General features: G+C 68.1%; 18 protein-coding genes and 1 pseudogene. 13 read left to right on the top strand and 6 right to left on the bottom strand.

Features of this window, described 5'->3' with window-relative positions; translation table 11 throughout:
- Window positions 1-31: 31 nt before the first annotated feature.
- From AC1DN0_RS09870 to phhA, 4 genes and pseudogenes are all read right to left on the bottom strand, one after another.
- Window positions 32-1,506: pseudogene (locus tag AC1DN0_RS09870) on the bottom strand (sensor histidine kinase).
- Window positions 1,507-1,530: 24 nt separating this feature from the next.
- A complete protein-coding gene (locus AC1DN0_RS09865; protein ID WP_035865653.1) occupies window positions 1,531-2,235 on the bottom strand; it encodes a response regulator transcription factor in 705 nt (234 codons plus the stop codon).
- 143 nt (window positions 2,236-2,378) lie between these two features.
- Window positions 2,379-2,696, bottom strand: coding sequence for a 4a-hydroxytetrahydrobiopterin dehydratase (locus tag AC1DN0_RS09860; protein ID WP_045241992.1), 318 nt, complete (start codon window positions 2,694-2,696; stop codon window positions 2,379-2,381).
- Window positions 2,697-2,873: 177 nt separating this feature from the next.
- Entirely contained in the window at window positions 2,874-3,806 is a 933-nt protein-coding gene (gene phhA, locus AC1DN0_RS09855) for a phenylalanine 4-monooxygenase (RefSeq protein ID WP_441632557.1), read from the bottom strand.
- A gap of 266 nt (window positions 3,807-4,072) precedes the next feature.
- Between phhA and AC1DN0_RS09850 the strand changes: the two genes are divergently transcribed.
- From AC1DN0_RS09850 to pbpC, 4 genes are all read left to right on the top strand, one after another.
- Window positions 4,073-4,546, top strand: a complete 474-nt coding sequence (locus tag AC1DN0_RS09850) for an Lrp/AsnC family transcriptional regulator (protein WP_035865659.1) — start codon at window positions 4,073-4,075, stop codon at window positions 4,544-4,546.
- 86 nt (window positions 4,547-4,632) lie between these two features.
- The gene (locus tag AC1DN0_RS09845) at window positions 4,633-10,665 is read left to right on the top strand and encodes an alpha-2-macroglobulin family protein (RefSeq protein ID WP_441632526.1); all 6,033 of its coding nucleotides are present in this window, start codon (window positions 4,633-4,635) and stop codon (window positions 10,663-10,665) included.
- Window positions 10,662-11,363, top strand: a complete 702-nt coding sequence (locus tag AC1DN0_RS09840; protein WP_441632524.1) for a lysoplasmalogenase — start codon at window positions 10,662-10,664, stop codon at window positions 11,361-11,363. The genes AC1DN0_RS09845 and AC1DN0_RS09840 overlap by 4 nt, the downstream gene beginning before the upstream one ends.
- Window positions 11,360-13,693: a penicillin-binding protein 1C gene (pbpC, locus tag AC1DN0_RS09835; protein WP_441632522.1), complete on the top strand. Its 2,334-nt coding sequence runs from the start codon at window positions 11,360-11,362 to the stop codon at window positions 13,691-13,693. The genes AC1DN0_RS09840 and pbpC overlap by 4 nt, the downstream gene beginning before the upstream one ends.
- Here the strand turns inward: pbpC and AC1DN0_RS09830 are convergent.
- The gene (locus AC1DN0_RS09830; RefSeq protein WP_477103005.1) at window positions 13,605-15,149 is read right to left on the bottom strand and encodes an MFS transporter; all 1,545 of its coding nucleotides are present in this window, start codon (window positions 15,147-15,149) and stop codon (window positions 13,605-13,607) included. The genes pbpC and AC1DN0_RS09830 overlap by 89 nt on opposite strands.
- A 153-nt stretch (window positions 15,150-15,302) precedes the next feature.
- On the opposite strand from AC1DN0_RS09830, the gene AC1DN0_RS09825 reads away from it, so the two are divergent.
- From AC1DN0_RS09825 to AC1DN0_RS09815, 3 genes are all read left to right on the top strand, one after another.
- Window positions 15,303-16,193, top strand: a complete 891-nt coding sequence (locus AC1DN0_RS09825; RefSeq protein WP_441632518.1) for a LysR family transcriptional regulator — start codon at window positions 15,303-15,305, stop codon at window positions 16,191-16,193.
- A gap of 260 nt (window positions 16,194-16,453) precedes the next feature.
- Window positions 16,454-17,431 (top strand): delta(1)-pyrroline-2-carboxylate reductase family protein, encoded by a 978-nt coding sequence (locus AC1DN0_RS09820; RefSeq protein WP_441632516.1) that lies wholly within the window; start codon window positions 16,454-16,456, stop codon window positions 17,429-17,431.
- 280 nt (window positions 17,432-17,711) lie between these two features.
- Entirely contained in the window at window positions 17,712-18,440 is a 729-nt protein-coding gene (locus tag AC1DN0_RS09815; RefSeq protein WP_045241997.1) for an OmpW/AlkL family protein, read from the top strand.
- Between the two features lie 91 nt (window positions 18,441-18,531).
- On the opposite strand, the gene AC1DN0_RS09810 is transcribed toward AC1DN0_RS09815, so the two are convergent.
- Window positions 18,532-18,732: a heavy-metal-associated domain-containing protein gene (locus tag AC1DN0_RS09810; RefSeq protein WP_035865681.1), complete on the bottom strand. Its 201-nt coding sequence runs from the start codon at window positions 18,730-18,732 to the stop codon at window positions 18,532-18,534.
- Between the two features lie 260 nt (window positions 18,733-18,992).
- Between AC1DN0_RS09810 and AC1DN0_RS09805 the strand changes: the two genes are divergently transcribed.
- The 6 genes from AC1DN0_RS09805 to AC1DN0_RS09780 form a co-directional block, all read left to right on the top strand.
- Entirely contained in the window at window positions 18,993-21,467 is a 2,475-nt protein-coding gene (locus AC1DN0_RS09805) for a heavy metal translocating P-type ATPase (protein ID WP_477145684.1), read from the top strand.
- The gene (gene cueR, locus AC1DN0_RS09800; protein ID WP_441632511.1) at window positions 21,464-21,931 is read left to right on the top strand and encodes a Cu(I)-responsive transcriptional regulator; all 468 of its coding nucleotides are present in this window, start codon (window positions 21,464-21,466) and stop codon (window positions 21,929-21,931) included. The genes AC1DN0_RS09805 and cueR overlap by 4 nt, the downstream gene beginning before the upstream one ends.
- A gap of 76 nt (window positions 21,932-22,007) precedes the next feature.
- The gene (locus tag AC1DN0_RS09795; RefSeq protein ID WP_441632509.1) at window positions 22,008-22,976 is read left to right on the top strand and encodes an alpha/beta hydrolase; all 969 of its coding nucleotides are present in this window, start codon (window positions 22,008-22,010) and stop codon (window positions 22,974-22,976) included.
- Window positions 22,977-23,144: 168 nt separating this feature from the next.
- On the top strand, window positions 23,145-24,845 hold the full coding sequence (locus AC1DN0_RS09790) for a GMC family oxidoreductase (protein WP_441632507.1): 1,701 nt from the start codon (window positions 23,145-23,147) through the stop codon (window positions 24,843-24,845).
- A 357-nt stretch (window positions 24,846-25,202) separates the two neighbouring features.
- Window positions 25,203-25,979, top strand: coding sequence for an ABC transporter ATP-binding protein (locus tag AC1DN0_RS09785; protein ID WP_477142923.1), 777 nt, complete (start codon window positions 25,203-25,205; stop codon window positions 25,977-25,979).
- A 9-nt stretch (window positions 25,980-25,988) separates the two neighbouring features.
- Window positions 25,989-26,679, top strand: a 691-nt coding sequence (locus tag AC1DN0_RS09780) for an ABC transporter ATP-binding protein (protein ID WP_477104806.1), incomplete at its 3' end; no start/stop codon positions are given.

Genomic DNA, 26,679 nt, shown 5'->3' with positions numbered 1-26,679 from the left:
ATGCCGGATCTGCGCCGCAGCTTGATGCGGTTCAGGCGGCGCCCGCCGCCTCGCATGGAATGCGGATCACAAAACGCATGCCGCGCGCCTCAGCCTGCTCGCCGGTGGTGGGCACATCCTCGATACGGATGGTGCCGTGATGCAGCCCGATGATTTCATGCACGATCGCCAGCCCCAGGCCGGCGCCGCCGGGCGGTTGCGCCGGCGCATTGGGGCCCGGCGTATGGTCGCCCCGGAAGAAGCGCTTGAAGACTTCCTCGCGGCGCGCCAGGGCGATGCCAGGCCCGTTGTCTTCCACCATCACGACCGCCATGCCGCGATGGCCAAGTGCCTCGCCGCCGGCACGCACGGTGATGCGTCCGCCGGGCGGCACATATTTCACGGCATTGTCGATCAGGTTGCTGAGCGCTTCGCGCATCAGCAGCCGGTTGCCGCGCACGGTGGACGGTGCCGCGCCGGTAAAGGTGGGGCCGGGCAAGGTCTCGAAGCCCAGGTCGATCTGGCGCGCGAGTGCCTGCGGCGGGCGTGGTCCGTCACCGCGGGATCGTTCGACTGCACCGCGCGGTCGGCATGTAGCTTGACGGCGGTCAGCGGCGTGCGCAACTGGTGCGCGGCGTCGGCGATGAACTTGCGCTGCGCATCAAGCGCGTCGCGCAGCCTGGCCAGCAGCGCATTGAGCGCACGGATCAGCGGCTCCACTTCGGCCGGCACCTGGGTTTCATCGAGCGGCGCCAGCGAGCGCGCGGTCTGGCGATTGAGCTTGTCGGTGRGGATCTGCAAAGGCACCAGCTCTTCCTTGAGCACGTGCGAAAGGATCAGGCTGCCCACCACCAGCAGCAGGATCAGCGGCACCGACACCGACAGCAGGATCTCGTTGGCGGCGGTTTCGCGCCGGTCCAGCAACTCCGCCACTTCCACCACGATGGGCCCACGCGGGGCGCGGCCAGCCTCGCTGGTGGCCAGTTCGTCCGAAGCCGGGCTGGGCAGGTTGACCGGCAGCCGCACGGCGCGCACCTGGCGCCCGCTGAACCAGGCGTAGAACAGCCGCGCATCGTGCAGCGATGTCTGTCCGGTGCCGTAGCCCAGCCAGGTGTCCATGCCGCCGATCAGCCCGTCCGGGCCGTGGATGCGCCAGTAGATGCGGTCGGTGCCTTCGGCCTCGACCAGCGTCTGCGCGATCATCGGGATGTCCTGCTCCAGGCGCGGGCCGGCAATGCGGATCTGCTGGGCGATATTGTTGGCCACGCCGTACAGGGCGCGGTCGAATACCTGCGTGGTGTAGTGCGCGGCCAGCCAGTAGGAGAGCGAGCCGCTGGTCAGTACCAGCGCAAACAGCGGCGTGGCCAGCGCGCGCAGCAGGTGCACGCGCAGGCTTTGCGTGGAGGCGGTGCGCGCGGGTGCCGCCGCCGAGGGTTGTTCCGCCGCTGCGGCAGGCTTTCCGGATACGCCGCCAGCGGTGCCGGTCAGGCCCTCGGGCGGCTGGGGAGGACGTGGGCGCAGCCACATGGCGGGCTTGCTCTGTGCGCGGCGTCAGGTGCCGGCGCGAATCTGCAGCAGGTAGCCGAAGCCGCGCACCGTGACGATCTCCACGTCGCTTTCTTCCAGCTTCTTGCGCACGCGGTGCACATAGACTTCGATGGCGGTGTCGCCGACCGTGTCGCCGCCTTCGCCCGCGGGATGGGCGAAGGTGGCGAGGTGGTCCTGCAGCTGCGCCTTGCTGACCACGCGGCCCTGGCGCTGCAACAGCAGTTCCAGCACGGCGAACTCACGCGGGGAGAGTTCCAGCGGCTTGCCGTCGATAAACATGCGGCGGTCGTTGCCCGACAGGCGCAGCCGGCCCAGCCGCACGTCGCGCTCGGGCGCGGCCTCGCCATGCTGGCTGCGCCGCAGCAGCACGCGCACGCGTGCTTCCAGCTCCGGCAGGGCAAAGGGTTTGACGAGGTAGTCGTCGGCGCCGGCGTTCAGACCGGATAGCTTGTCTTCGAGCTCGTCGCGCGCAGTCAGGATGATGACGGGCGTGGTGCGGTTGCGGGCGCGGTAGCGCGCCAGCAGGGTCATGCCGTCGATGCCGGGCAGGCCCAGGTCGAGGATGACGAGGTCATGCTGTTCGCGCAGCAGGTGCTCGGTGGCGTAGACGCCGTCGTGCACCACGCGCACCTGATGGCCGGCCTGGGACAGGCCGGCTTCGACGCCACTGGCAATCTGGCGGTCGTCCTCGATCAGAAGGATACGCATGGGGGCAGGAGGAAGCTGGAAAGGAACGGGAAAGCAATAAACCGGTGCGTTGATTAACCGGTTAGCCACCGATTGTACAGGGCGGGGCCGCCTCCGACCTTTCGGTTTGCCTACAGTCCCCTGCGTTGCCGCATGCGGTGTGCTCAGGCTTTGGCCAGCGACGCGGCAGCGCGTTCGATAAAGCCCGCCAGGTCGGTATCGCGCCGGGTCAGGCCATTGGCGTCATGGGTGGACAGGGTGATATCGACCCGGTTGTAGACGTTGAACCATTCGGGATGGTGGTCGGCTTTTTCCGCCGCCAGCGCCACGCGCGTCATGAAGGCGAAGGCGGCGTTGAAGTCGGCAAAGGTAAAGCGCTTGTGGATCGCGTCGCGGTCTTCGACGAGGCTCCAGCCGGGCAGGGCAGCCAGCAGCGGTGCACGTTCTTCCAGCGAAAGGGGCACGAGGGGCGCAGGGGACATGATGGGCTCGATGGTCGGAAAGGGATAAGCAAAGGATGAAACCGGCCCGCCCGCGCAGCCTTCCAGCCTGTGCGACCTGGGTCGGGGCTGGGGGCCGGGCGGGCATGCCGTCATTGTTTCACAAAGTGCGTGCGTGGGCAGCCTGCAGCCGTTGTGCAAAGGCAGCCGGAGCCGGGATCAGACGTCGTCGCTGTCGGCCCAGCCTTCACGCGTGCCGCGGTTGAGCACGAGGTCGGTGGCGGCCACGTCGCCGGCGCCCAGCGTGGGCAGCGCGCGCAGTTCCTCGTAGAGCGGCGCGAAATCCGGGCGGGTAGCGTCGAACAGCTGGTCGAAGCTGTCGATCACGAAGTACGTCTTCTGGAAGGTGTCGATGCGGTAGCGCGTGCGCATGATGCGGCGCACATCGAAGCCGATGCGGTTGGGGCTGGCCGAATCCAGGCTGTAGATCGACTCGCCCTGGCTCGACAGGATCCCCGCGCCGTAGATGCGCAGGCCTTCCGGCGTGCGGATCAGGCCGAACTCCACGGTGTACCAGTACAGCCGCGCCAGCATGTCGAGCGCGCCCAGCGAGGCGGCCTTGAGCCCGCCCTTGCCGTAGGCTTCCATGTAGTTGGCGAAGACCGGGTTGATCAGCAGCGGCACGTGGCCGAACACGTCGTGGAAGCAGTCGGGCTCCTGCAGGTAGTCGAGCTGCTCGGGCTTGCGCATCCACCAGCTGGCGGGAAAGCGCCGGTTGGCCAGGTGCTCGAAGAACACGGCATCCGGCACCAGGCCGGGCACCGCCACCACCTGCCAGCCTGTGGCGCGCATCAGGGTCTCATTGAGCTGGTCGAAGCTGGGTACGCGGTCGCGCTCCATGCCCAGCGTGGACAGGCCCTGCAGGAATTCGTCGCAGACGCGGCCGCGCAGCATGGTGGCCTGGCGGTCGTACAGCTTGCGCCATACCGCGTGGTCGGTCTCGGTATAGCGCTCCAGCGGCTGTGCGATGGTGAAATCGTCGCGCAGCGCCTGGCCGGACAGCAGGCCGGCGTCGAACTGCTCTTTCAGCTTATCGGTCAGGGTGCCGGCAAAGCTGGCTTGGGCGTTGCTTGCCTGGGTGGCGGTAGCCATGGCGTCCATGATGTCTTATCTCCTGCAGATTTACCGCACAGTTTAGCGAGGAGATGACGCAGATGGCCCGCAAAAACGGCTTACTTTCGTATAGTGATGCATTGAGCGCGCAAGAATTTGTTATTTTATGCGTGAAATCTGCGCGGGTGCGTTGCTGCCGACAATCGGCGCGCCGCCACCAGGCCGGGAGGGTTAGCATTCCTTCCGGCGTAGTGCACAACAAGAAGCGATTCTGACTCGACTAACGCGATCGAAGCGACCCAACCATGATCAACCTCGACCCATTCGACCTCGCGCTGCTGGCGGCGTTGCAGACCGACGGCCGTTCCACCCACCAGCAGCTCGCCGAGCGCATCCATCTTTCACCCAGCCAGATCGGGCGGCGCCTGGCGCGGCTGGAAGCCGACGGCGTCATCACCGGCTACCGCGTGGTGCTGTCGCCGCCGGCGCTCGGCCTCGGCGTGCTGGTCTTTACCAGCGTCAAGCTGGCCCACCATGGCGATACCATCGTCGAGCGCTTTCGCGAGGACATCCTGCTGCTGGAGGAGGTGCAGGAGTGCTACTCCGTGGCCGGCGAGGCCGACTACCTGCTGCGCATCATGGTGCCGGACCTGCCGACCCTGGCCGAATTCACCATGAAGAAGCTGATGCGCGTGCCAGGCGTGGAGAGTGTGCGGTCCAACATTGTGCTGACCGCGCTCAAGCGCGACGGGCCGCTGCCGCTGTCGCATTTGCGATAGCCATCGGGCCCGCGCGTCCTGCGCGGACTTGCACTTGCCATCGGCGCATGTCACCCTCGCCGGGTGCCGTAAACGGGAGGGTCAGGATGACGCAGATCGTCGCTCGGATGGACAAGCGTGCGAAACGTGGTGAGTACTGGTGGGCCGGGTGGACCGCAGCGGCTTGCCTGCAGGTTGTGTTGGCGACGATGCCAGGTTCGGGCCAGGCCGCGCAGATTGCGCGCTTCTCGCCGGAGGGCGAGGTCTCGCGCGTGCGGCAGGTGGCGATCCGGTTCGACGAAGCGATGGTGCCGCTGGGCGACGCACAGGCAAGCCCGCCCGCGGTGGTGTCCTGCAGCGGCAGCGCAATCGCCGGACAGGCGCGCTGGATCGACGCGAAGAACTGGGTGTTCGATTTTGCGCGCGACCTGCCGCCCGGCGTCAAATGCGCGGTGCGCATTGTCGCGGGCCTGAAGAGCGAGGCAGGCAAGGCCTACGCCGGCAAGCCGGAGTACCGCTTCGAGACCGGCGGCCCGACCGTGGTGACGGCGCGGCCAGGTGGCGGCCAGATCGAGGAAGACCAGGTATTCGCGTTGCGCTTCAACGGGCCGGCCACCGCCGACTCGGTGCGCAGCGCCGCATGGTGCCAGGCTCAGGGCCTGGGCGAGCGCATTCCGGTGCGGCTGCTGGGCGGCAAGGAACGCGAGGCCGTGCTGGCCGCGCTGCACTGGAAGCTGAAAGCCGGCGAGGCCGACACCGTGCACCTGCTGGCCTGCCAGCAACGCCTGCCGTCCGGCGCGCGCATGCAACTTGTGCTGGGCGGCGGCATTGCCACGCCGTCGGGCCTGGCCACGCGCGACGAACGGCGCTTCGACTACACCGTGCGCGAGCCTTTCACCGCCAGCTTTACTTGCGAACGCGAACGCGCGCAGTCGCCTTGCACGCCGTTGCGCCCGATCTCGCTGTCGTTCTCGGCACCGATCTCGCGCAAGGATGCCGAGCATATCCTGCTCAATACGCCGAAAGGTCCGCGGGCTCCGCAATTCGAGCCGGGCGCGGCGCGCGACGCGCCCGTCAGCAGCGTCACCTTCACGCCGCCCTTTGCCGAGAAGACCGAGTTCACGCTGTCGGTACCTTCCGGCCTGAAGGACGACAGCGGCCGCGTGCTGTCCAATGCCGACCTGTTCCCCCTCAAGGTGAGCACGGCCGCGATGCCGCCGCTGGCCAAGTTCCCGGCCGCGCCGTTCGGCGTGCTTGAGCGTTTTGGCGAGCTGCCCAAGGGCAAGTCGCCGGCCGACTTCCCGGCGCTGTTGCCGGTGACGCTGCGCAATGTCGAAGCCGACCTGCCCGCGCTGGGCGTGCGCGCGCAAGCCGGCACCGTGCGYCGCCTCAAGGTGGATGACGACGGCGCCGTGCTGCGCTGGTACGGGCTGGTGCGCCGGCTGCACGAGAGCAGCTGGACCCGGAGCGAACTCGATGCCATTCTCGCGGGCCGGTCGCCGTCCGCCGTCAACAACCCGCGCAATGCGCCTTCCATCGAGACCCGTTCGATCTCGCTGCTCGATGGCGCGGCCGGCGCGCGCAAGCTTGCCATTCCGCAATTGTCGGAGCCGGGCGGCAAGGCGCCGCGGCCGTTCGAGGTGGTGGGCATTCCCTTGCCCGAAGCCGGTTTTCATGTGGTGGAAATCGCTTCGCCGATGCTCGGCGAGGCACTGCTCGGCAAGCCGGCGCCGATGTACGTGCGCACCGCCGCGCTGGTGACTAACCTTGGCGTGCATTTCAAGCTCGCGCGCGGCCCCGGCAAGATGACCGCGCTGGCCTGGGTCACCACGCTCGACGACGGCAAGCCGGTGGCCAATGCCGCCGTGGCGCTGCGCGATTGCAGCGGCAAGCTGCTGGCATCGGGCCGCACCGATGTCGCCGGGCTGGCCAGTTTCAACGGCGTGGACGACGTGCGCGAACGCAGTTGCGACGACACCGGGCTATCAGGCTATTTCGTCTCCGCCCGCATTGCCGCGGACCATCCGCAGGCGCGCGGCCAAGCCGACATGGCCTTCGTGATGTCCGGCTGGAACCAGGGCATCGAGAGCTGGCGTTTCAACGTGCCCACCGACACCAGCGTGGTGCCGGATGTGCGCGCCCATACGATCTTCGATCGCACCTTGCTGCGTGCTGGCGAAACGGTGTCGATGAAGCACGTGATCCGCACCGAGACCGCGAATGGTTTCGCGCTGCCGCCGGCAGGCGATCCCTTGCCGGAGAAGATGGTCATCCTTCACGAAGGCAGCGGCCAGACCTACGAGCAGCCGGTGCAGTGGCGCACCACAGCCACCGGCGGGCGCAGCGCCGAGAACACCTTCGCGATTCCGCAGGCGGCCAAGCTGGGTATCTACTCGGTATCGTTCAGCGATGCGAAGGATCGCGTGCTGGACAGCGGCAGCTTCCGTGTCGAGGCGTTCCGCCTGCCGGTGCTGGCGGGGACGCTCAAGGCGGGCAGCGGCGGGGCGCTGGTGGCGCCGCCTGAGGTGCCGCTCAACCTGGAAGTGCACTACGTATCGGGCGGCGGCGCGGCGGGCCTGCCGGTACAGGTGTCGGCACTGCTGCGCGACAAGTACGTGCGCTTTGCCGACTACGACGGTTACGCATTCGATGCGCCGCGCAAACCGCGCAAGGACAGCGGCGGCGACGAGGACGAAAGCGAGGACGGTGCCGCGCAGCGCGAAGAGGCGCAGAAGCTGGTTGCCGACAAGCTGCCGCTCAAGCTGGACAAGAATGGCAGCGGCACGCTGAACCTCAAGAACATGCCCAGGCTGGATGCGCCCAAGGACCTGGTGGTGGAATCGGGCTTTGCCGACCCCAACGGCGAGATTCAGACGCTACGGCAAACCGTGCCGCTGTGGCCGGCTGGCGTGGTGGCGGGGATCCGCACGGAGAGCTGGGTTTCGGTCAGGCAGAAACTCCTCGTACATGCCGTGGCGCTCGATCCGCAAGGGCGGCCGCAGGCCAACGTGCCGATCGCCCTGCGCGCGCAACTGCGCATCACCACGTCTGTGCGCAAGCGCGTGGTGGGCGGTTTCTATCGCTACGACAATCGCAACGAGAGCAAGGATCTCGGCAGCGTGTGCGAGGGCAGGACCGACGCGCAAGGCCGCATGCAATGCGAGGTTTCGTTGCCCGAGGCCGGACAGGTGGAGCTGATCGCGCAGGCCAGGGATAACGCGGGGCGCGTATCGCAGGCGGCTACCTCGGTGTGGGTGACGCGGCAGGGCGAACTGTGGTTCGGCGGCGAGAACAACGACCGCATCGATCTGCTGCCCGAGAAGAAGGCGTACGCGCCGGGCGAGACCGCGGTGTTCCAGGTGCGCATGCCGTTCCGCCACGCCACCGCGCTGGTGGCGGTGGAGCGCGAGGGCGTGCTGGAAACCAGCGTGGTGGAGCTCAACGGACGCGATCCCACCGTGCGGGTCAAGATCAGGCCGGAGTGGGGGCCCAATGTGTATGTGTCGGTACTGGCGCTGCGCGGACGCTTGCGCGAGGTGCCCTGGTATTCCTTCTTCACGTGGGGCTGGCGCCAGCCGGGCGAGTGGTGGCAGGCGTTCCGCAGCGAGGGCCGCGAGTATGCCGCGCCCACCGCGCTGGTCGATCTGTCCAAGCCGGCGTTCCGCCTCGGGCTGGCGGAGGTCCGCGTGGGCAACGAAGGCTACAGGCTTGATGTGAAGGTGACGCCGGACAAGACCAGTTATCCGGTGCGCGGCAAGGCGCAGGTGGCGGTGCAGGTGAAGCTGCCCGACGGCAAGCCCGCGGCCAATGGCGAAATCGCGCTGGCCGCTGTCGATGAAGCGCTGCTGGAGCTGATGCCGAACACAAGCTGGAACCTGCTCGACGCCATGCTGCGGCGGCGCAGCTACGGCGTGGAGACCGCTACCGCGCAGATGGAAATCATCGGCCGGCGCCACTACGGACGCAAGGCGGTGCCGGTCGGCGGCGGCGGCGGCAAGAGCCCCACGCGTGAGCTGTTCGATACCTTGCTGCTGTGGAACCCGCGCGTGCAGCTCGACGGCGATGGGCGGGCCACGCTGACGGTGCCGCTTAACGATTCGCTCACGCGCTTCCGCATCGTCGCCGTGGCGGACCTGGGCGTGAGCCGCTTTGGCAGCGGCAGTGCCAGCATCGCCGCCACGCAGGATCTGCAACTGATTTCGGGCCTGCCGCCGCTGGTGCGCGAGGAGGATCGTTACCGCGCGATGTTCACCTTGCGCAACACGACGCAGCGCGCTATGACGGTGCAGGCCGTGGCGCGCGTCAGTCCGCCGGGGCAGTCCGGACAGTCTCAGGCGCTGCCGGCGCAGACCGTGGAGATTCCCGCCGGCGAATCGCGCGAGACCGGCTGGGACGTCAGCGCGCCGCTGTTGGCAGCGGGATCGCTGGTGCAGGAGGGCACGGTGCAGTGGGAGGTGGAAGCCACCGAGACCGGCAAGGCCGCCGGCGCCAGCGACCGCGTGAAGCTCTCGCAGCAGCTGGTGCCCGCGGTTCCACTTACCGTGCAGCAAGCCACGCTGGCGCAACTGGCGCCGGATCTGTCGGTGCCGGTGCGTGCGCCGCAGGGCGCGCTCGCGGACGCCACGGGCCAGCCTCGCGGTGGCCTGCAGGTGAACCTGCAAGCTTCGTTGGCGGGCGGCATGCCGGGCGTGCGCGACTGGTTCCGCAATTATCCGTTCTCGTGCCTGGAGCAGCGCGCCTCGCGCGCGGTCGGGCTGGGCGATGCGGTGCAGTGGAACGCGCTGACGGCGCAGTTGCCGGGCTATCTCGACGACGACGGGCTGGCCGCGTATTTTCCGCTGCAAAACGAGGGGAATGCCGGCAGCGAAGTGCTGACCGCATACCTGCTGGCCGTGTCCGACGAAGCCGTGCGCGCGGGCCTGCCGCTGCGCCTGCCCGACGAGACGCGCGAGCGCATGGAACGCGGGCTGGCCGCCTTCGTCGAGGGCCGCATCAAGCGCGAACGCTGGGCGCCCACGCAGGACCTGGAAGTGCGCAAGCTGGCCGCGCTCGAGGCGCTGTCGCGCAACGGGCACGCGCAGGCACGCATGCTCGGGTCGATCCAGATCCTGCCCGCGCAGTGGCCGACCTCGGCGTTGCTCGACTGGATCGCCGTGCTGTCGCGCGTGCAGGATATCCCGCAGCGCGACGAGCGGCTGGCGCAAGCGCAGCAGATCCTGCGTTCGCGGCTGACAGTGCAAGGCACGCGGCTGGCGTTCTCCACCGAGCGCGACGACAACTGGTGGTGGCTGATGAGCGGCGGCGATTTCAATGCGGCGCGCCTGCTGTCGCTGTCGCTCGACCTGCCCGGCTGGAAGTCGGAAAGCGCGCAACTCGCAACCGGCCTGCTCGGCCGCCAGATGCGCGGCGCCTGGGGCACCACCACGGCCAACGCGTGGGGCGCGCTGGCGATCACGCGCTTTGCGCAAGCCTTCGAGAAGACGCCGGTGGCGGGCGCGACGCGCGTGACGCTGGAGGGCGTGCCCGAGGCCACGCGCAGCTTCGACTGGGTGCGCGCCGCGAAGGTCGATGGCGTGGCCGGAGGCAGCGTCAGCCTGCCGTGGCCGCGCGCGGGGGTTGCCGCCAACTTGCGCGCCGGCCAGGAAGGCGCGGGGAAGCCCTGGGCCACGGTGCGCGCGCTGGCGGCGGTACCGCTGGCCTCGCCGCTGTCGGCGGGCTACCGCATTACGCGCAGCGTGACGCCGGTGGATCAGGCGGTGGCGGGCAAATGGTCGCGCGGTGACAGCTATCGGGTGAAGCTCCAGATCGACGCTCAGGCCGATATGACCTGGGTGGTGGTGAGCGATCCGGTGCCTGCCGGCGCCACCATCCTCGGCAGCGGCCTCGGGCGCGATTCGGAGATCGCCTCGCGCGGCGAGCGGCGCAAGGGGGCATGGCCCGCATTCACCGAGCGCACGCCGCAGGCCTTCCGCGAGTACTACGCCTACATGCCGCGCGGCAGCGCCACGGTGGAATACACCGTGCGGCTGAACAACGCCGGCGAGTTCGCGTTGCCGCCCACGCGGGTGGAGGCGATGTACGCGCCCGATGTGTTCGGCGCGCAACCCAATGCCAGACTGACCGTAGGAGCACGCCCTTGAGCTGGCTTGCGATGATGATGCCCGCGCGGGTGCGCGAATGGTGGCTGGCAGGCACGATGGCCGGGCTGGTCTACGGCGGCCTGCTGGTCACTGTGGCGATGGATTCGCCGCCCGGTGCGCCGTTGAATGGGCAGATTGCCTTCCAGCCGGTATGGAAGACGGCGATGGCGCTGCTGCTGGTGCGCGCGGCGCATTTCCACCCGCCGCGCCGCGAGCGGCGCTGGCTGATGGCGGCGCTGCTGTTCTCGGCGATCGGAGACTTCCTGCTGGCGATGCCGTGGCTGTCGTTCTCCTTTATCGGCGGGTTGGGGGCCTTCCTGATCGCGCACTTCGCTTACCTTGGCTTGTTCTTGCCGATGGCGGGCGACTGGCGGGCGCATCGCCTGCTCGCCTGCGGCATGGTGCTGGGCGCGGCCGGCGTCATGCTCGGGCGCTTTTGGCCCAACCTGGGCACGCTGGTGGTGCCGGTCTCGGTTTATGTGGTGGCGCTGGCGTCGATGGTTTGCGCCGCGCTGGTGGCGAAGCTGCCGACGGCGCTGGCGGCTATCGGCGCGGTGTTCTTCGCCGTGTCCGACGGTTTGCTCGGCAGCGCGCGTTTCCTGGTGCCGTTCGATACCTTCGCGCTTGGCATCTGGTGGACTTACGCGGTCGCGCAGGTGTTGCTGGTGGCCGGCGTGGTAGCCAGGCGAAGCGAATGAACGCAAGCCGGTACGCCGTGCGCGCCGTCCTCCTCGCTGCCTGCGTGGCGAGCGCGCAGGCGCATGCACTACCCACCTTCGATAGCGTTCGCGCAAGCTGGCGCAGCGCCGACGTAGTGGTGCTCGACCGCCACGGCGAGCCTTTGTCGCGCGTGCGCGACGACTTCCGGGCGCGGCGCGGCGACTGGGTCACGCTGGCGGAGATTTCGCCAGCGGTGCGCACCGCCATCGTGCTGTCCGAGGACCGGCGCTTCTATGCGCATAGCGGTGTCGACTGGCAGGGTGTGGCCGCCGCCGCGTGGGCCAATCTGTGGAACACGCGCACGCGCGGCGCGTCCACCCTGACCATGCAGCTCGCGGGCCTGCTCGACGAAGACCTGCGGCGTGCCGAGGGCGGGCGCAGCGTGAGCCAGAAGATGGCGCAGGCCGTGCGCGCCGCGGCGCTGGAGCGCAGCTGGAGCAAGGACCAGATACTCGAGGCCTATCTCAACCTGGTGCCGTTCCGCGGCGAGCTGGTGGGATTGTCCGCGCTGTCGCAGGCGCTGTTCGGCAAGTATCCCAGCGGGCTCGACGCACGCGAGGCGGCGCTCGCGGTGGCGCTGGTGCGCGCGCCCAATGCACGCGCGCCACAGGTGGCGCAGCGCGCCTGCGGCATCCTGCGCGAACAGCAGTTGCCCAAGGCGTGCGACGGGCTGGACGGCTTTGCGCAACTGGCGTTGCTGCGCAGTGGCGGCGGTGCGGGCAGCGCATCTGCATCCTCCGCACAGGCGTCGGCCCTGGCGCCGGATCTCGCACCGCATCTGGCGCGCCTGCTGGTCGCGCAAGCGCGTGCCGCGGGCACCGTACCGCCCACCATCACATCCACCCTCGATGCCGGCTTGCAGCGTGCCGCTTCGCGCAGCCTGGACCGTCATCTGCGCGAACTCGCCGGACGCAACGTGGAAGATGGCGCGGTGGTGGTGATCGACAATGCCAGCGGCGACGTGCTCGCCTACGTCGGTTCGTCAGGCGTCCTGTCGGCGGCCGCGCAGGTCGACCACGCGGCGGCGCCGCGCCAGGCCGGCTCCACGCTCAAGCCTTTTCTGTACGAGCAGGCGCTCGAGGCGCGGCGGCTGACCACGGCATCCCTGCTCGACGACCGGCCGGTCAACCTGCCTACCGGCGGGGGCGGCGGGCTCTATGTGCCGCAGAACTATGACCGCCAGTATGCGGGTTGGGTCAGCATGCGCGCGGCGCTGGCTTCCTCGCTCAACGTCCCCGCGGTGCGCACGCTGGTGATGGTGACGCCGCATCGATTCCACCAGCGCCTGACGGCGCTCGGGTTGCCGCTTGCTCAGGCTGGCGACTACTATGGCTACAGCCTGGCGCTGGGCAGCGCCGACGTACCGCTGGCCGCGCTCACCAATGCGTATCGCGCATTCGCCAACGGCGGGCGCTACGCCCCCGCGCGATGGCGCACCGATGCGGCGCCCGGGGCGGCGCGCGCCGTGATGTCGCCGGCTGCCAGCTACCTGGTGGCGGACGTGCTGTCGGACCGCCACGCGCGGGCGCGCACGTTCGGTCTCGACAGCCCGCTCACCACGCGCTTCTGGACCGCGGTCAAGACGGGTACGTCGAAGGACATGCGCGACAACTGGTGCGTGGGCTGGTCGCAGCGCTACACCGTGGGGGTGTGGGTGGGCAATGCCAGCGGCGCGAGCATGCACGAGGTGTCGGGCGTGTCCGGCGCGGCGCCGGTGTGGCACGAAATCATGGACGCGTTGCACCGCTCGGTGCCGAGCGTGGCGCCGGTCATGCCCGCGGGCGTGGAACGTGTACCGCTGCGCTTTGCCGATGATCTCGAACCCGCGCGCGACGAAGTCTTCCTGGCCGGTACGGCATTGCGCATGGTCAACCTGGCCAGCGCGGATAGCGCGCGCGGCGCCGCGCGTACGGACAAGCAGGGCGGCAGCCAGGATCGCGCAGCCGCCATTGCAAGTCCCGCCGACGGCACCGTGTTCGCGCTTGATCCCGATATCCCGCCGACGGCGCAGCGTGTGTGGTTCCACGCCGAAGGGGTCAGCGGGCAGACCGCGCAGCGCGTCAGCTGGCGCATGGACGGCAAGCCGCTGGGGCGTGGAGGGCAACTGGCCTGGCTGCCCTGGCCGGGCCGGCACCAGGTGGAACTGCTGGATGCCGCCGGCAAGGTGGTGGACCAGATCGGCATCGAGGTGCGCGGCGCGGTGGCGAAGGCGCCGCTGACTATGCCGGCTCCGGCGCGGATCCGGAGCGATGCGGCAAGCGTGAATGACTCAGGAAGCCGAACACCAGCGCCGCCGACACCACGGTGATTGCCGCGAGGATATACAGCAGCAGGTGGAATGCGTCGCCGTAGCCTTGCACCAGCGCGTGCTGGCCGGCTTGGGGCAGCAGGGACATGGCGCGCGGCAGGTCGCCCATGGCGAGCCGGTGGGCGGCTTCCGGCAGTGCTGTGGCAGGCCCGGCGATGGGCAGGCCATGCAGCCTGGACTCGGCGAGCCCCGCGAGCGTGGCGCCGACGATGGCCAGCGCAATGCCTTCCCCGGCGACCCGCGTCGTGTTGAAGATGCCTGTGGCCATGCCGGCGCGCTCCCTGGGCACCACGCTCACGGCCAGGCCATCCATCAAACCCCAGGGCAGGCTGATGCCAAGCCCAATGGTCAGCATGGGCAGCACCAGCGCCGCGCCTGGCTGGCCGGGCGCGCATTGCGCCAGCCACAGCAAGCCGCCGGTGCAGACCAGCAAGCCCAGGCCTGAGATGAATCCCGCCGCGAGCCAGCGCGTCAGCTGGCCAGCCAGCAGCGGCACCACCAGCATGGGGGCGGAGAGGGCAATCATCATGCGGCCCGCTTCCATCGCGCTGTAGCCCTCGATGCCGATCAGGCGGATGGGGAGCAGCACTTGCAGCACCACGTAGGAATACGCTGGCGCGGCGGCGAGGAATTGCACGCCGACAAAGCGCGGATAGCGAAACAGCGACAGGTCCAGCATGGGTGCGCGCACGCTCCGTTCGATGACGATGAACGCCGCCAGCAGTACCACCGCGCCCGTCAGCTGGATGACCACCGGCGGGCTGCTCCAGCCGTTCTCCGGTGCGCTCAATACGGCATAGGTGAACAAGGCCAGCGCGCCCGTGAAGGTGGCCGCACCCGGCCAGTCGAGCCCGGTGGCGGCGGGGTCGCGCGACTCGCGCATGCAGCGGGCGCCCGACACCAGCGCGCATGCGGCGATCGCGGTTGCGCTGAGAAACACTGAGCGCCAGCCATGGTGCTGGATCAGGAATCCGGCTAGTACGGGGCCGAACGCCAGTCCGACGCCGAAGGTGGTGCCCAGCAAGCTGAAGGCGCGGGTAGCGGCCTGGCCCTCGAACTCTTGCGCCAGTGCTGCCACACCGCCGGACAATGCCGCGGCGCCGGCTACCCCCTGCGCTGCGCGCAGGAAGGCGAGCCAGGTGGTGTCGGGTGCCGCGCTCAGGGCCAGGGAGGCGAGTCCGAAGCCGGCGATGCCTGCGATGAAGATGCGCTTGCGTCCAAAGCGGTCCGCCAGTGCGCCGGCGGCCATCAGGCAACTCCCAAAACTCAGCATAAAGGCGTTGGTGACCCAGCTCAGCGCGATGGGGCTGCCGCCAAGGTCATCGGCAATCGCCGGCAACGCCACGGCGGGCCCGGTGAAGCTCAGCGGCATGGCCAGTGCCGCAAGGCAGACAGCGCCCAGGATCAACAGTTTTTGCGCGGTCTTGCGCACGGCGGGCTGTGCAGGTGTGCTCATCGGAAGTCCGTGTCGGGAGGCGAGGGGAGCGGGCACGTTCGATAGCCGACAGCGCCACTCCGCGAAAGTGCACTGATGATAGGATCGCTTTAATGTTGCTTAAAGCACCGTGATTTCCGCTAATAACGGACAAAAATTCTCTAATGGCCCGGTATGGATAGTCTCAGCGGTTTGTATGCCTTCGTGCGCGCAGCGGAGTCGCGCAGTTTCGTCGCCGCAGGGCGGCTGCTCGGCGTATCGTCATCCGCCATCGGCAAGAGCGTGATGCGGCTCGAATCCCGGGTCGGCATTCGCCTGTTTCACCGCAGCACGCGCCAGATCAGGCTGACGGAGGAGGGCGAGCTCTTCTTCGAGCGCTGCCGGCGCATCCTCGGCGAAATCGATGAAGCCGAACTCGAGTTGACGCGGCTGAAGGAGGCGCCGCGCGGCCGGTTGCGCATCAGCGTCCCGGCGATCGGCTATCGCCTGCTGCTGCCGGACCTGGCCGCGTTCTGCGCGGCTTATCCGGAGATCGAGTTCGACCTGGACTTCAGCGACCGCATGGTCAATGTGGTCGAAGAGGGCTTCGACATGGTGATCCGCAGCGGCGAACTGTCGGATTCCCAACTGATGGCCAGACGCCTGCGTCCATTCCGTTTTGTGGTTTGTGCTTCGCCCGGGTATTTTGCGAGTCGCGGCATGCCGCGGCTGCCGAAGGACCTGGAGCAGCACGCATGCCTGCGCTACCGGTTTCCCTCCAGCGGGAAACTCCAGGACTGGGTGCTGGTGGAGGATGCCGGTGCTGAGGCATTACGGTTGCCGGCCGCCTTCGCGTTGAACAATATCGAAGCCGTACTGGCTGCCGCAATCGACGGCCTGGGCATTTGCTATGTGCCGGATTTTGTCGCGCAAGACGCGCTGCGCGACAAGCGCCTGGAAACCACGCTGGACGAATACAACGTGGTCCAGGGTACGTTCTGGATGCTGTGGCCATCGAGCCGGCACATGCTGCCGAAGCTTCGGGTGCTGGTCGACTTCCTGTCCTGGCGGGAGGGTCAGGCTTGATCGTGAAGTTGTGCTTGGCTGGGGCCCGCCATGGTCCGCGGGGGTTCCCCTCGGCCCTGGCTGCATGGGCATGAGCAAGTTGACGGTGCCCATGATGATGGAATTTTTATTCGTGATATCAATCACGTGGCATCTAATTTAATCAATGATATTAATACGGGTGATGTACGTAGACCGCATCGCAGTAGCGGGTACGCGTTACCCAGGTGGCGAGTTCGCCGATAATCCAGCATCGCGAACCGCCTCCAGAGTTATCCGCCATGTCCCTTGCCCTGCTCGACGCCGCCCAGACCGCGGCCCGCCTGCCGTATCCCGCGCTGGCCCGCGCCATTGCCGGCATGCTGGCCGAACTGCGCGCCGGCACGGCCATGGCGCCGCCACGCATTGCCTTGCCGGTGGGCGATGCGGCCGGTGGCGAAGGCACGCTGCTGGTGATGCCGGCGCGTAACCGAGAACTGGTGATGACCAAGAACATCACCGTGCACCCCGGCAATCCGCGGCGCGGCCTGCCCAATATCCTCGGTGAAGTGGTGGTGGCCGACGCCCATACCGGGCGCCGGCTGGCGCTGCTGGACGGTCCCACCGTGACCGGCCGGCGTACCGCCGCCGTGTCGCTGCTGGCGGCGCAGACCTTCGCCCCGGAGCCCGGCGGCGAACTGTTGATCATTGGTGCCGGCGTGCAGGCCCAGACGCATCTGGAAGCCTTTGTGGCCGGGCTGACGCCGCGTCGCGTGTGGTTGCATTCGCGCACGGCCGCCAAGGCCGAAGCCCTCGCCGCGCACGCGCGCACGCTCGGTGTCGAGGCGCAGACGGTGGCGGACGTGAGCGCCGTGCTGCCGCGCGTGTCGATGGTGGTGACCGTGACGTCCAGCCTGACCCCGGTGCTGCCGGACCTGGATAGCGGCTTGTGGCGCGACGAGCATTTCATTGCCGCGGTCGGCGCTTTCCGCCCGGAGATGTGCGAGCTGCCACCGGCTTTGTGCCAGGCGGCTTCGGCGCATGGCCGGCTGCTGGCCGACACATCGTTCGGCATCGAGGAGGAGGCGGGCGACCTGCTGCAGGCGGGCATCGACTGGGCCACCGTGCAGCCCTTCGAGCAAGCCATCCTCGCCGCCGACGAACTGCGCGCGCGCAGGGGCAGCCCGCTGGTATTCAAAAGTGTCGGCTATGCCTTGTGGGACCTGGCCGCCTGTGTGCTGGCCAGCGCCGGACCCGAGGCGGGCAACCCGGCGGCCTGACACCTTCGTACTGTGCTTCGGGAGCCTCGCCGGCCGGTGGACTATGGGAATTCCCTTGTCCAAAGTAGGCCTATACCGCGCAGTAGGATTTTCGGCCGGCGGGCGTCGCATATTCGTTACAGTTTTGAACGCGATTTCGCCGTGATTTGTCGCTTTTTTAATGGTTAACCCGCACTTTAGGGTGAGCCTTCTACAAATGTGTTAAGCGCTTGAAACAGACGGGTCATACCAAGCAGGATAATGCGTGCCTCGGGTAGAGAATTAACTAGGAGTAAGAGGCATGTCCCATAAGAAGATCCTGCTGGCCAGCGTAGCCATGCTAATCGCCGGTGCCGCGCAAGCGCAAAGCGCCGGCAGCAACATCGTCAGCCTGGGCTGGTTCCGCGTGATGCCGACCAGCTCCGCCGACCCGCTGGTGGTCGATAGCATCAACGGTGCTCCCGTTGGCCTGACCGAGACCGGTACCAGCGCCAAGATCAAGTCCGCGGATACGCTTGGCATCGCGTTTACCCACTACTTTACGGACAATATCTCGGGTGAATTCGTGGCCGGCATCCCGCCGAAGCACGATGTGCAGGGCTCGGGGTCGTTTTCCAAGTACGGCACGCTGGGCAATGTGAAGCAATGGAGCCCGGCGCTGCTGGTGAAGTACCACTTCCTGGAAGCGAAGTCCAAGTTCCGCCCCTATGTGGGCATCGGCGTGAACTACACGTGGTTCACCGATGAGACCATCAGTAACCAGACGTTTGTGAAGTCCGAGTTCGGTCCGAAAGCCACGATGTCGGCCAGCGCCAAGAGCTCGTGGAACCCGGTCTTCAATATCGGCGCCAACTATGCCGTGACCGACAACTGGTTTGTCGGCCTGTCGGTTTCCTACCTGCCGCTGTCCAGCACCGCTACGCTGACTACGCAGAACGCCGGTCCGGCGGGCAATGCCACCGTGGTGTCGCACACCAAGATCAAGATCGATCCGGTAGTGACCTTCCTGAACGTCGGCTACCGCTTCTAAGCTGCCGTATCGCCAGAAAGCAAACGGGCGCCTCTCGCGAGGCGCCCGTTTTGTTTTCCGGGCAGCCGCGGGCCATGCCCGCGGTGCCAGCTTATGCGCTGGCTTTGACGGGATAGCCGGCCGCTTCAATCGCCTCGCGCAGCGCCTGGCTGCTTGCCGTGGCTTCGACCATAACCGCCTGCGCGGGAATGTCGGCCGACACCTTCGCGGCCGGATCGAGCGCCTGTACGGCGCGGGTGATGGCGCCCACGCAGTGGCCGCACGACATGCCTTCAACCTGGAACTGGATCATCTGGAATCTCCTGTAGGAAAGGATTCAATGAAAGCGTCCGGCGGCCCCGGAAAAAGCGTACCCACCGCTGCGCTGACCGGGCCGGACTGCATCTACCCCTGAAGTTTGCACCTTCCCACGGTGGCAAGCGCAAGGCCTTTTCGAAGCAAGGTCCGCTTGCGCGGGTGATTGAAGAGTGGCTTGTCTTCGCCCTTGACCTTCCCAGCATGGTAAGGTCCATCATGTGTTGGTCATCATTGAGGATCTCTTTCCTTCAGGCCATGCCCGCCAATTCCCAAGTTCTTCCCGTACCCGGCGCAGCGGCGAGCGCGCCGGCTTCCGAATGGCGCCTGCCGATCGGCGGCATGACGTGCGCCTCATGCGTGCGGCGTGTCGAAACCGCGCTGGGCAAAGTGCCTGGCGTGCGGCAGGTCGCCGTTAACCTCGCCACCGAAGAGGCCACGCTGCAAGCCGATAGCGCGGCGGTGTTGCCCGCCGCGGCCGAGGCGGTGAAGGCTGCCGGCTACGAGGTACCGCACCAGGCCATTGCCTTGTCCATCAGCGACATGACGTGCGCGTCCTGCGTGGCCCGCGTCGAGCGTGCCTTGAAAGCGGTGCCGGGCGTGGTGGATGCGCAGGTCAACCTGGCCACGGAGCAGGCCGAGGTCACGGTGCTGCGCGGTGCCGTGGACGCCGATGCGCTGGCCGCGGCGGTCGCGCGCGCCGGCTATGGCGCCGTGCCGGTGGGCGGCGAATTGCCCGCGGGCGCGGCAGGCGAGGGCTTCTGGTCCGGGCCGTGGCCGGTGGCGATCTCGGCGGCGCTGTCGCTGCCGCTGGTGGCGCCGATGGTGGCGCAATGGTTCGGCGTGCACTGGATGCTGCCGGCCTGGGTGCAATGGTTGCTGGCCACGCCCGTGCAGTTCGTCTTCGGCTGGCGTTTCTATAAGGCGGGCTGGAAGGCGGTGCGCGCGGGCGCCGGCAATATGGACCTGCTGGTCGCGCTCGGCACTTCGGCGGCCTATGGCTTGTCCCTGTGGCTGATGTGGCGCGGCGCGGACGGCATGCCGCACCTCTACTTCGAAAGCGCGGCGGTGGTCATCACGCTGRTGCGGCTGGGCAAGTGGCTGGAGACGCGCGCCAAGCGCCAGACCGCCGACGCCATCCGCGCGCTTGCCGCGCTGCGCCCCGATAGCGCGATCGTGCGTCGCGATGGCGGCGAAGTCACGGTGCCACTGGGCTTGGTACGGGTGGGCGACGAGATCGTGGTGCTGCCGGGCGCACGCGTGCCCGTCGACGCTCAAGTGATCGAGGGCAGCAGTCATGCCGACGAATCGATGCTGACCGGCGAGAGCCTGCCGGTGCCCAAGGAGCCTGGCACGCTGCTGACCGGCGGTGCCATCAATTACGAAGGCCGTCTGGTTGCGCGCACCGTGGCGGTGGGCGCTGAAACGGTGCTGGCCCGCATTATCCGCATGGTCGAGCACGCGCAGGCGGCCAAGGCGCCGATCCAGCGCATGGTCGACCGCGTCAGCTCGGTGTTCGTGCCGGTAGTGCTGGGTATCGCCATGGTCACGCTGCTGGGCTGGGGCGTGCTCGGCGGCAACTGGGAAGCGGCCTTGCTCAACGCGGTGGCTGTGCTGGTGATCGCCTGCCCGTGCGCGCTCGGCCTGGCGACGCCGACGGCGATCATGGCGGGCACCGGCGCGGGCGCGCGCGCCGGCATCCTGATCAAGGACGCCGAGGCACTGGAAGTGGCGCACCGGGTCAAGGTGGTGGCTTTCGACAAGACCGGCACGCTCACGGTGGGCAAGCCGGAAGTGGTGGCGCTGGCGGTGCCCGAAGGCGCCGGCGCGGACGAAGCGCAACGCTTGCTGGCACGCCTGGCCGCGCTGCAGGCCGGCAGCGAGCATCCGCTCGCGCATGCCGTGCTGGCGGCGGCCCGTGCGCGCGGCATCGAGGCGCCGACGGCTACCGATGTGCGCGCGCTGCCGGGCATGGGCCTGGCCGGCAAGGTGGACGGCGTGGCGCTGCAGCTCGGCAGCGAGCGCCTGCGTGCTTCGCTGGGCGCAGCACCGGGTACGCTCGGCGCACAGGCGCAAGCACTGCAGGACCAGGGGCGCACGGTGTCCTGGCTGATCGAGACGGGCGCGCAGGATGCGTCGCCTGCGCAAGGACTGCCGCGCGTGCTGGGCCTGGTCGCTTTTGGCGACGCCATCAAGCCCGGCGCGCGCCGCGCGATCGACCGGCTGCGTGCCGCTGGCGTGCGTACCGTGATGCTGTCCGGCGACAACAGGGGAGCCGCGGCACGCGTGGCCGAGACGCTCGGGCTGGACGAGGTGCAGGCGGAAGTGCTGCCGGCCGACAAGGCGGAGCGCGTCATCGGACTCAAGGCGGGTGGCACCGTGGTGGCGATGGTSGGCGACGGSMTCAACGATGCGCCGGCGCTGGCCGCTGCCGATGTCGGGATTGCCATGTCCACCGGCACCGACGTGGCCATGCATGCCGCCGGCATCACGCTGATGCGCGGGGATCCGGCGCTGGTGGCCGATGCGCTGGCGATCTCGCGCCGCACTGTGCGCAAGATTCGCGAGAACCTGTTCTGGGCCTTCTTCTACAATGTGATCGGTATCCCCCTGGCGGCAGCCGGCTTGCTGAACCCGGTGGTGGCCGGCGCGGCCATGGCATTCTCCAGCGTGAGCGTGGTCGGCAATGCACTGTTGTTGCGGCGCTGGAAGCCGGCGGGAGACAGAGCATGAATATCGGTGAAGCGGCACAAGCTTCCGGCGTCTCCGCCAAGATGATCCGGCACTACGAAGCCATCGGCTTGCTGGCGGCGCCGCCGCGCAGCGAGGGCGGCTACCGGCGCTACGACGAGCGCGCGGTGCACACCTTGCGCTTCGTGCGGCGTGCCCGTAATCTCGGGTTCTCGCTGGACGAGATACGCGGCCTGCTGTCGTTGTGGCATGACCGCGCGCGGGCCAGCGCCGATGTCAAGGCGCTTACCTTGCGTCACGTGGCGGAGCTAGAGCAGCGCATCGCCGAGCTGGCCGCCATGCGCGACACGCTGCGCCAGCTGGCCGAGGCCTGCAGCGGCGACGCGCGGCCCGATTGCCCGATCCTGGCGGATATGGCGCGGGCCGGCCTGGACGAGGCTGGCGGCGTGGCAATGCCTGATTGCCATCGCCATGCCCGTGAAGGGGACGGCACGGCGGCCACCTAGCCGCGCGGCGCCGGCCAGTGGAACCGTAGCGCCGTACCAGCACCACCGTAGCGGAACAGATATGGAGACCAATCGCATGGATCGACCGAGTACCGCTGCTCCCGCCGGGGCTCCCGCGAGCATTGCTGGCGGTGGTGCCGGCGAGGCCGGTGGCGCTGGTTCCGGCGCCGCGGCACCGGCGCGGCCTGTCGTTCCCTCTGAAAGCCGCCAGCGCATGCGTGACGGCACGGAGCTGCTGCTGCGTACCTGGCAGCCCGATCCCGACTCCTTTCCCGAGGCCACTGGCTCGCTCTTGCTGGTTCATGGCCTGGCCGAGCATTGCGGCCGCTACCAGCACGTGGCCGAGCTGTTGTGCGGCCTGGGCCTGCGCGTGCGCGCCTACGACCAGCGGGGCCATGGCGCCAGCGGCGGTCCGCGCATGGTGGCCGGGCACCCGGACGTGTTTGTCGACGACCTCACCGAAATCCACGATGCGGCCTTGAGCCAGTGGAAGGAACTGCCATTCCTGCTGGGCCATAGCATGGGCGGCCTGGTGGCGGCGCGTTTTGCCACGGCACGGGTGCGGCCCGTGCGCGCGCTGGTGCTGTCGTCGCCGGCGCTGGCATTGAAACTCTCCGCACCGATGCTGACGCTGCACCACATATTGCTGGCGCTGGCGCCGCGCCTGCGCGTGCCGAACCCGATCGACGCGCGCTACCTCTCGCACGATGCGGCGGTGGTGGCGCGGTATCGCGCCGATCCGCTGGTGCAGGGCACCATCAGCGCCAGCGTGCTCGAGACGTTCCTGCGCGGCATGGCGCAGGCGCAGGCCGATGCGATCTTGCTGGAAGCGCCCACGCTGATGCTCGTCGCGGGCGACGATCGCATCGTCGACCCGGCCGGTAGCCGCCGCTTCTGCGATAGTGCGCCGCGCGACCTGTGCGAAGCGCGCTGGTTCGATGGCGCTTACCACGAGATTTTCAACGAGGCCCAGCCGTTGCGCGGCGAGGTTTTTGCCGCGCTCGCCGATTGGCTGCGCAAGCATTTGCAGCCGCAGGCTGCGTGAGCGCATGATGCGTTGCCGGCTGCGGCTTCCTGAACCATTGCGCGCGGCCATGGCCCAAGTTCCGCAGCCCGCGCAGGGCCGCATGGTTTCGCAAGCCCGGCGGAGCGTTCCCGTGCGGGCCCATCTTCAACCCTTTCAAACGCGGCGCAAGGCCTGACAAGAAAAAGCATGGAGACTTACGACTACATCATCGTCGGCGCCGGTTCGGCCGGCTGCGTGCTGGCCAACCGCCTGACCCTGGACCCCGAGGTGAGCGTGTTGCTGCTCGAAGCCGGCGGGCGCGACGACTATCACTGGATCCATATCCCGGTGGGCTACCTGTATTGCATCGGCAACCCCCGCACCGACTGGATGTACCGCACCGCCGCGGAGGCTGGCCTGAACGGCCGCACGCTGGGCTATCCGCGCGGGCGCGTGCTGGGCGGCTCGTCGTCGATCAACGGCATGATCTATATGCGCGGGCAGCGCGAGGACTATGACGACTGGGCACGCCTGACGGGCGACGACGGCTGGCGCTGGGACAATGTGCTGCCGCTGTTCAAGCGCAGCGAGGACCATCATCGCGGCGGCGACGAATTCCACGGCGCCGGCGGCGAATGGCGGGTGGAAGGGCAGCGTCTGCACTGGGATATCCTTGAGCGCTTCATCGAGGCCGCCGAGCAGGCCGGCATCCCGCGCACCGACGATTTCAATCGCGGCGATAACTTCGGCGTGGGCTACTTCGAGGTCAACCAGCGCCGCGGCATTCGCTGGAATACCGCCAAGGCCTTCCTGCGCCGCGCGGCCGAACGGCCCAACCTGACCATCGTCACCGGCGCGCAGGTCAGCGCCCTGACGTTCGATGGACGGCGTTGCAGCGGCGTGGCCTATCTCGGCGGCGGCACGCCGTTCACGGTGGCGGCGCGCGAGGAGGTGATCCTGGCGGCGGGCGCGGTCAATACGCCGCAGCTGCTGGAGCTGTCCGGCGTCGGCCAGCCCGAGCGGCTGCGGGCGCTGGGCATCTCTGTGCGCCATGCGCTGCCCGGCGTGGGCGAGAACCTGCAGGACCACCTGCAACTGCGCAGCGTGGTGAAGGTGGAAGGCGTGCGCACGCTCAATACCCGCGCGGGCAGTTGGTGGGGCAAGCTCGGCATCGGCCTGCAGTACGCGGTCAACCAGAGCGGCCCGATGAGCATGGCGCCGTCGCAACTGGGCGCGTTCGCGCGCTCGGACGCTTCGTACGCGCGGCCCAATCTCGAGTACCACGTCCAGCCGCTATCGCTCGACAAGTTCGGCGATCCGCTCCATCGCTTCAATGCCTTCACGGCCAGCGTGTGCAATCTGCGCCCGACCTCGCGCGGCAGCGTGCATATCGCCGATCCGGACTTCCGCCATGCGCCGGTGATCGCGCCCAATTACCTGTCCACCGATGCGGACCGCAAGGTCGCGGCAGATTCGCTGCGGTTGACGCGGCGCATCGTGGCATCGCCGGCGCTGGCACCCTACAAGCCGCTGGAATGGCTGCCCGGCGCGGCCCTGCAGACCGACGAGCAGCTCGCTCAGGCAGCGAGCGAAATCGGCACCACTATCTTCCATCCGGTGGGCACCTGCCGCATGGGGCGTCCCGACGATCCGCAGGCGGTGGTGGACCAGCGCCTGCGCGTGATCGGCATCGATGGTCTGCGCGTGGTGGATGCCTCGGTGATGCCGCTGATCACCTCGGGCAATACCAACTCGCCCACCATCATGATCGCGGAGCGCGCCAGCGACATGATCCGCGAAGACCGGCGCCTGCGCGTGAGCGGCGTGGCCGGCAAGGTGGCGGGGGATGCTGTTTCCCCGGCGGAAGCCTCGCTCGCCGTCAAGGCGGGAGCCGCAACCCAGGCCTGAATGCGCCGGCATCGCAAAACTGACGCGAACCTGACACCAACCTGACATCTGGTTCATGTTTCATAATTAGTGCAAACCCGGATGTTTTGCGACGCAGCAGACGCACACAATAGACGCCGAGATGCCGTGCAGTACCGCTCACATTGGCGCGCCCTCCCCAGGGCGCGTCGCGCGTTCAGGGAGGGCGGGGCACGGCGGGTAGAAAAAGACAAGCGGCGCCAACGCCGCAGCAGCCACGGGGAGCGCAACTGGATTGGCGCGACCCGTGCCGTGGTGGTGCGACAGGCACCACAGTTCTGACCATTTGGCGGTGCCGACCAGAAGCCGGGGCCGCAGCAAGAGGGCGGGCAGGAGACCATGAATCAGCAAGACACGATCCTGGAAACGCGGAACCTCACCAAGGAGTTCAAGGGGTTTACCGCGGTGAGCGACGTCAACCTGCGGGTGAGCCGCGGGTCCATCCATGCCTTGATCGGCCCCAACGGCGCCGGCAAGACCACGTGCTTCAACCTGCTCACCAAGTTCCTAGAGCCGACGACCGGCACGATCCTGTTCAACGGCATCGACATCACGCGCGAGAAACCGGCGCAGATCGCCCGGCGCGGCGTGATCCGTTCGTTCCAGATCTCGGCCGTGTTCCCGCACCTGACGGTGCTGGAGAACGTGCGCATCGGCCTGCAGCGGCAGCTCGGCACGTCCTATCATTTCTGGCGCAGCGAGAACACGCTCGACACGCTCAACGGGCGCGGCATGGAGYTGCTCGATCAGGTCGGCCTGACCGACGTCGCGCAGACCGTGACCGTCAACCTGCCGTATGGCCGCAAGCGCGCGCTGGAGATCGCCACCACGCTGGCGATGGAGCCGGAGCTGATGCTGCTCGACGAACCCACCCAGGGCATGGGCCATGAGGACGTGGCGCGTGTCACCGAACTGATCCGCAAGGTGGCGGTGGGGCGCACCATCCTGATGGTCGAACACAATATGAACGTGGTCTCGTCGATCGCCGACAAGATCACGGTATTGCAGCGCGGCGCGATCCTGGCCGAAGGGCCGTACGCCGAAGTATCGAAAGACCCGCGCGTGATGGAGGCCTACATGGGCACCGTCGACGCTGAACTGCAGGGCGCGCACTGAGGAGCCAGGATGAGCACAACGCCCGCACTAGAAATCAAGGACCTGCACGCCTGGTACGGCGAATCGCACATCCTGCATGGCGTGGACCTGACCGTGAATCCCGGCGAGGTGGTGACGCTGCTGGGCCGCAACGGGGCCGGGCGCACCACCACGCTGCGCGCGATCATGGGCCTGACCGGCCAGCGCAAGGGTTCGATCCGCGTCAACGGCACCGAGACCATCGGCATGCCGACGCACAAGATCGCGCATTGCGGCATCGGTTACTGCCCGGAAGAGCGGGGCATYTTCGCCAGCCTGTCGTGCGAGGAAAACCTGCTGCTGCCGCCGCTGCTGAAAGGGCAGGGCGGCAGCGCGGTCACCGGCATGAGCGAGGCCGAGATCTACGACATGTTCCCCAACCTGAAGGAGCGCCGCCAGAGCCAGGGCACGCGCCTGTCTGGCGGCGAGCAGCAGATGCTGGCGGTTGGCCGTATCCTGCGCACGGGGGCCAACCTGCTGCTGCTCGACGAGATCTCCGAGGGCCTGGCGCCGGTGATCGTGCAGGCGCTGGCGCGCATGATCCTGATGCTCAAGAAGAAGGGCTACACGGTGGTGATGGTGGAGCAGAACTTCCGCTTCGCCGCGCCGCTGGCCGATCGCTTTTATGTGATGGAACACGGCACCATCGTCGAGCGCTTCGCGGCCGCGGAGCTGCAGGCCA

The sequence above is a fragment of the Cupriavidus sp. 05N39 genome, from assembly GCF_056397325.1.
The sequence above is the reverse complement of the archived record's forward strand: the minus strand, read 5'-3'. Positions and strand labels throughout refer to the sequence as shown.

What these genes read in the sequence shown, in the direction of transcription:
- AC1DN0_RS09865 (WP_035865653.1), bottom strand. Translation starts at nt 2,235, where the DNA reads ATGCGTATCCTTCTGATCGAGGACGACCGCCAGATTGCCAGTGGCGTC.
- AC1DN0_RS09860 (WP_045241992.1), bottom strand. Translation starts at nt 2,696, where the DNA reads ATGTCCCCTGCGCCCCTCGTGCCCCTTTCGCTGGAAGAACGTGCACCG.
- phhA (WP_441632557.1), bottom strand. Translation starts at nt 3,806, where the DNA reads ATGGCTACCGCCACCCAGGCAAGCAACGCCCAAGCCAGCTTTGCCGGC.
- AC1DN0_RS09850 (WP_035865659.1), top strand. Translation starts at nt 4,073, where the DNA reads ATGATCAACCTCGACCCATTCGACCTCGCGCTGCTGGCGGCGTTGCAG.
- pbpC (WP_441632522.1), top strand. Translation starts at nt 11,360, where the DNA reads ATGAACGCAAGCCGGTACGCCGTGCGCGCCGTCCTCCTCGCTGCCTGC.
- AC1DN0_RS09830 (WP_477103005.1), bottom strand. Translation starts at nt 15,149, where the DNA reads ATGAGCACACCTGCACAGCCCGCCGTGCGCAAGACCGCGCAAAAACTG.
- AC1DN0_RS09825 (WP_441632518.1), top strand. Translation starts at nt 15,303, where the DNA reads ATGGATAGTCTCAGCGGTTTGTATGCCTTCGTGCGCGCAGCGGAGTCG.
- AC1DN0_RS09820 (WP_441632516.1), top strand. Translation starts at nt 16,454, where the DNA reads ATGTCCCTTGCCCTGCTCGACGCCGCCCAGACCGCGGCCCGCCTGCCG.
- AC1DN0_RS09815 (WP_045241997.1), top strand. Translation starts at nt 17,712, where the DNA reads ATGTCCCATAAGAAGATCCTGCTGGCCAGCGTAGCCATGCTAATCGCC.
- AC1DN0_RS09810 (WP_035865681.1), bottom strand. Translation starts at nt 18,732, where the DNA reads ATGATCCAGTTCCAGGTTGAAGGCATGTCGTGCGGCCACTGCGTGGGC.
- cueR (WP_441632511.1), top strand. Translation starts at nt 21,464, where the DNA reads ATGAATATCGGTGAAGCGGCACAAGCTTCCGGCGTCTCCGCCAAGATG.
- AC1DN0_RS09795 (WP_441632509.1), top strand. Translation starts at nt 22,008, where the DNA reads ATGGATCGACCGAGTACCGCTGCTCCCGCCGGGGCTCCCGCGAGCATT.
- AC1DN0_RS09790 (WP_441632507.1), top strand. Translation starts at nt 23,145, where the DNA reads ATGGAGACTTACGACTACATCATCGTCGGCGCCGGTTCGGCCGGCTGC.